The following is a 3,704-nucleotide window of genomic DNA, read 5'->3' as shown; positions in this document are numbered from 1 at the left end:
TGTACCATCAGGCCAACCAGCTTGTCGGGTCCTACACCGTGCGCTTGAAGTACCCGTGCCAGTGAGTTAGCGCGTTCATTCATCTCTAGGTATGTCAACTGCTCCCCTTCGAAAAATAGCGCTACTTGCTCTGGTGTTTGTAAAACTTGAGCTTCGAACAAACCGTGAATCGTCTGTTTATTTGGATATTCTATTGCCATATCTCCACAACCAGCAAGGATTTGCTTGCACTCCTGTTCGGTCATCGCTTTCATTTCATGCACTTGAATGCCCGGGTTAACCACAACTTGTTCTAGTAGGTGCACCAAGTGTCCATAAATTTGCTTTATACTTTCTCGATCAAACACAAGTGCGTTGTAACTAAAGCTCATTCGGGTCTTTTTCCCTGACAAAACCACCAGGTTAAAATCATAGTTGGACTGTTCGACCGACTCAACCCCCGTAATGCTAAAGTGGGACTCTATATCATCACCCAGTTGCCCAGACTGTTCCTCCACCCAGTCATTTTCAAAAATGAGTATATGATTAATTAAATTTTGCTTAAGTTCTGAGAGTTTCTGAATTTCATACAGTGAAAAAGCATCATATTTACTAGAAGCCACTGATTGCTTCTGGGTTTGTTTCATTACTTCCCAGAACGAGTTGTTCTCACTACTGGTAATACGTACAGGGAGTGTATTCAAAATCAAGCTGAACATACGCTCCTTATTTGGAATATCACCCTCATTTCCGGAAAGCGTACTACCAAACACTACATCATCCGTGTCGTTATATTTTTGAAGCAAAATGCCCCACACCGTCTGAATCAGCGTGCTCTGATTCACCTGATAGCGGTTGGAGATTCGCTGAATCCCGCTCATCAGACTCGGACTTAAAGCTACGTTAAAATGCTCCGTTTGACACTCTGCTCTACTCTGAGTTTTAGCCTGTGGCAAACAGCAAGCTTCTTCATACCCGTCTAGATATGCGCTCCAGTAACGCGAAGCTTTCTGACGCTCTTGATGCACTCTCAGCACATGCACTGTTTCTACCTCTGTGATCCATTCCAGCTCCCCCAGTTTTATATCAGGATTCACCACAATAGCCTCAGACAACTGTATAAAATGACGCGTAATCTGTTCAATCGTTTTCCGCTCATACAATGATGTTGCATACTGCAATTCGAACCGAATACCTTCTTCTTCCTCGCTCGCTTCCAGCATTAAGTCAAATTTCACCGGAGCCTGCTCCATGTCGTATGGACGGAAACGGATATCCTCCAGTTTCAGCTCGCCTTCTTCGGTATTTTGCAGTATAAACATAGTGTCGAACAACGGATTACGGCCCATATCCCGTTTCACATTTAGCTTGTCCACCAGTTCTTCAAATGGATAATCCTGATGCTCGTAGGCTTGCAAAGCTTGGGTTTTCACGTCTTCCACATAGCTTCGGAACGTTTGCTTAGCGGTTGGATAATTGCGCATTGCCAGTGTGCCAACAAACATCCCGATGATCGGCTCCAGATCGGCATGCGGTCGTCCCGCAATCGGAGTCCCGACAATGATATCTTCCTGTCCAGTATACTGATGCAGCAGTGCTGTATAGGCTGCAAGTAGCACCATGTACAGCGTTGAACCTGTCTGCGCCGCCAGCTCTTTCAAGCGCTCGCTGACTTCGCGTTCCAGTTTGAATACCACTGTATCTCCTGCCGTACTTCGTACTGCCGGACGGGCAAAATCAGTTGGCAGATTCAGTACGGGTAACTCACTCCGGAAGGTATCCAGCCAATATGCTTCCTGACGTTTCATCCAATCCTTTTGCGCTTCACTTTGCTGCCATACGGCATAGTCTTTGTATTGGATCCGTAGCGGAGGTAACTTCTCACCGCTATATAAGCGAACAAATTCCCGGGTCAACACACTCGTCGACACACCGTCCGAGATAATGTGGTGCATGTCGATCATTAGCAGATGCTGTGTTTCTTCTGTCCCCTCTCCGTTAAGATCCAGTAAGGCTACCCGTAACAGTGGAGCAGCTTGCAGATCGAATGGATTTACAAAATTGCTAACCAATTTTTCTATTTCCGTCTCAAATGCAAGTGCGTCTGTCCCTGCCTGTTTTTCCTGTACCTTGGCGTACTCCACCTCGAAAGGTACCCTTTCCTGAATCCGCTGCACAGGCTCATTGTTCACCATTTCAAAACTCGTGCGGAAGGCCTCGTGGCGTGAGATCAACTGCCGAAATGCTGCCTCCACCCGTCTTACATCCAGCGGTCCGCTCACCTGGAGTACTGCGGGCATGTTATAGCTCACATCACCCGGATCAATCCGATGCAATATATACATTCGTTTTTGTGCAGAAGACAATGTATAAAAGGGACGCTCTTCCGCCACTAAAATAGATGCATACGCCACCTCATTCAGATTTTCAATCACCACTGCCAGCTGTTCAATCGTCGGTGCGTCAAAAATGCTACGTAGAGGAATTGGTTTGTTCAATTCTTTGTAAATCCTCAAGACCAACGTCATCGCCCGTAGAGAGTGTCCGCCAATTTCAAAGAAGTTTTCCTTCACGCCGACCTGTATCAAACCCAACACGTCCTGCCAGATTACCGATAGTTTCGCTTCCAACCACGTCCGTGGGGCAATATATTCTGTCTCTCTTTGTAAATTACCTTCCGGTGCTGGCAGCGCCTTCCGATCGATTTTTCCATTCGGTGTCAGCGGAAACTGCACCAGCTGTACGAAATACGAAGGCACCATGTGGTTTGGAAGCTTTTGGCCCAGATAGCTACGCAACTCCCCCATACTCACTTCCCATTTAGCTACATAGTAGGCGACCAGTTGGTTTTGTCCATGCTCGTCCAAATGCGCCAGCACGACGGCCTCCTGCACGGCCTCCATCCTCAACATATGCGTCTCTACCTCACCCAGCTCAATCCGGTATCCACGAATCTTCACCTGAAAGTCAACCCGGCCAATGAAATCAATGTTGCCATCCGGCAACCAGCGTGCCAGATCTCCGGTGCGGTACAGACGCTCTCCACTCACAAAAGGATTCGGTACAAATTTTTCCGCCGTCAGGTCAGGACGGTTCAGGTAGCCGCGAGCTACAGAAGCGCCTCCTAAGCACAACTCACCGGCTACGCCGATGGGTAGCGGACGCAAAGCTTCATCTACGATATATACTTTATGGTTCGGCAGTGCCTTTCCAATCGGGACGATACCGGATGGAGGCAGGCGTTCCGCCGTTTCTTCGTAAAAACTGGAATCAATGGCCGCTTCGGTCACACCGTAGGTATTCATGATGCGCATCTTATCGCCAAAGCGATTTAAAAGCGTGCGGTAATTTTCAATACCAAAACTGTCTGCTCCTGTAGTAAGCAGCTTCATAGCGCTGATATCTGTACCGTGTTCATACACATAGTCCATAAGTAACGTTAATAAGGCAGGCGGAACTTCAAACGTCGTAATTTCGTGCTGTTCAAGTACTTTGGCCAAGGCCGGAGGATCGTTACGTACATCCTGCGGGCAAATGACCATGGTGCCTCCGTTTACGAATGTCTTGGCCAGATCACCGGCAAAGACATCGAATGACATACTGGCAATCTGAAGGAGCTTGACCTGAAACTCTTTTAACTGGTGAGCCTCTCTATAGCCCCACGCCGTATTTACGTAATGACGCTGCTCGATCATCACGCCTTTGGCGTTCCCCGTCGTTCCCGA

At 47.8% G+C, this 3,704-nt stretch carries 1 protein-coding gene; it reads right to left on the bottom strand.

Annotated features, from left to right (window positions below; genetic code table 11):
• On the bottom strand, positions 1–3,704 hold a 3,704-nt coding region (locus tag E0698_RS26050; protein ID WP_192513404.1), incomplete at both ends, for a condensation domain-containing protein.

It is taken from the genome of Paenibacillus sp. 23TSA30-6 (genome assembly GCF_014858585.1).
GTDB lineage: Bacteria > Bacillota > Bacilli > Paenibacillales > Paenibacillaceae > Paenibacillus.
Note: the sequence above shows the minus strand (reverse complement) of the source record. Positions and strands in the feature narration are given on the sequence as shown.